Here is a 2,073-nt window from a genome sequence, read left to right as displayed (position 1 = left end):
TTTTTTCGCAAGAGATGCGATGGATGTCTGGTGATTTATAGTCATAAATTTTAGTCCCCACTTGTTTTTAAGTGGGGACTAAATTAAGGCTTATAGGATGAATTCATAAGGTGTGTTCAGCGGACGCTTACTTAAAACCGCAAAAAGATACGCGTCAAGCAAGCAGCGAATTGGTCATGCGCTTAGGTGGAGCCATGGAGCGCTATATTTGGACCATTAACGGTAAAAAATTTAGTGATGCTGTACCGCTAGAAGTGAAATATGGCGAACGCATCCGTATCAAGTTTATTAATGACAGCATGATGGCACACCCAATGCATTTACATGGCATGTTTATGCAATTGGAAAATGGTCAAGAATCGGTTGATATGCCGAATAAACATACACTGATTGTACCACCAGGTAAAACCGTAACCGCTTTACTGACCGCGGATGAATTAGGTGAATGGGCAATCCACTGTCATTTGTTGTATCACATGAGTGCAGGGATGATGAACAAGTTAATCGTGGCTAAGGTCAGCGATACAAAACTCTCTACCACGTCAACTCAAGCAATAACTTCGACTCAAACAAACCAAGTCGATGATGAAAAAGGAGTAGAACATGCACATCACTAATTTTGCATTGAAAGCCACTTTTTCAGTGACGCTATTGAGTTTAAGTACTTTAAGCTTGGCGAACGCAGAGCATCATACATCAACACAGCATGATGGAAAAGATGCAACATTTATACAGCAGCACGCTATGTCTCACTCACAACATTCTGAACAAGAACATCAACAGATACAGGCTAATCATACACAGCAACAGACAAAACAGATTGATCACTATGCAGGTGAGTCTGCACAGGATGATAGTGCTCATCATGATCATCGAAAAGAGCATGGTGCGCAAATTTATGCTGTTACTACTTTGGATCATCAATGGTTGGTCAATAATGAGGGGGAAAAAGCATTAAAATCTGAGTTTGAAACTCGTATTGGCACAGATGAAAATAAATTGTTTATTAAAGTTCATGCTAATAAGCAAGAGTCGCATAATGCACATTATGATGCCAAAATTTTATACAGCCGTATGATTTTAGACTTTTGGGATGCACAGCTTGGTACACGCTATCGTAGTGAGAATATTGAAGGAAATGATCATCATCAAGATAATGAAGAATATATTGATGCGGTCATTGGTTTACATGGTATGGCACCATACTTCTTTGAAACTGATGCTTATGCGTATGTGGGGAAAGATCGCTACATAGGTTTTAGTCTAAAAACTGAACGTGATTTTCTGATGACACAAAAACTAATGATTCAGCCTTATTTGGAATTGGATTTGATTTTTAATGATGAAACCAAATATGCAAAAAAAACAGGTTTAAATCGTGCCATGGCAGGGATTGAGACTCGTTATGAAATCAGCAAAAAAGTTATGCCTTATCTCAACGTTGTTTACCAATACTCAAAAGGCAACGATGAAACAAGATGGCAAAAATCATCTAGTACTGAGAAAGACTGGTTATATGGTGCTGGCATTCGCTTTAAATTTTAATTAATTTAAAGCACATCCTAGATAAGCCCAATTTTATCAAGTTATAAATTGAGGCTTATTCTAGTGCTACATTTTATTTCAGCTTAATTTTCACCTTCTTAGCTTGCTTTTTGGGTATTCCACCTGCTGACTTCGACATATTGGCGACTTCTCAATCCTCAACTACGATCAGTGTACGATTTTTACTGAGTGTTATCGCAACTTTGTGCAACTAGTCATGGCGAATGTTGGCAAGCTTAAAATTCATGCAACTCATCTCCACCTTGAGTCTTGGGTGGAGTCCGCTTTCACGTTAAGATATGGAGAGAACCAAACATCTGACAATGGCGCCGTGGCTGCTTTTGTATTCTTTAAGCTTTTAAGAACAGAAGAGGGAGTGATTAATAGTAAATGATTATATTGACATACATATACAATATGGGTATTAAATTTCAAACTACTTATGATGAGAAACTTAACTGTAAGCCTAAAGAAAGTAGAGCAAGACCTCGCTTATTTTGTATCCCCTAACAATAAAGATGGATTTAT

The 2,073-nt window shown here is 37.8% G+C and carries 1 protein-coding gene and 1 pseudogene; both read left to right on the top strand.

Annotated elements, in window-relative coordinates; all coding sequences use genetic code 11:
- Window positions 1–131: 131 nt before the first annotated feature.
- A pseudogene (locus CYK47_RS15110) lies at window positions 132–617 on the top strand (multicopper oxidase domain-containing protein); the annotation flags it as partial.
- Window positions 604–1,545 (top strand): copper resistance protein B, encoded by a 942-nt coding sequence (locus CYK47_RS15105; RefSeq protein ID WP_122902588.1) that lies wholly within the window; start codon window positions 604–606, stop codon window positions 1,543–1,545. The pseudogene CYK47_RS15110 and the gene CYK47_RS15105, both read left to right, overlap by 14 nt.
- The last annotated feature ends 528 nt before the right edge of the window (window positions 1,546–2,073 follow it).

The organism is Acinetobacter sp. B51(2017) (genome assembly GCF_003711395.1).
Lineage (GTDB): Bacteria > Pseudomonadota > Gammaproteobacteria > Pseudomonadales > Moraxellaceae > Acinetobacter.
This window is presented reverse-complemented; position numbering and strand designations above follow the sequence as displayed.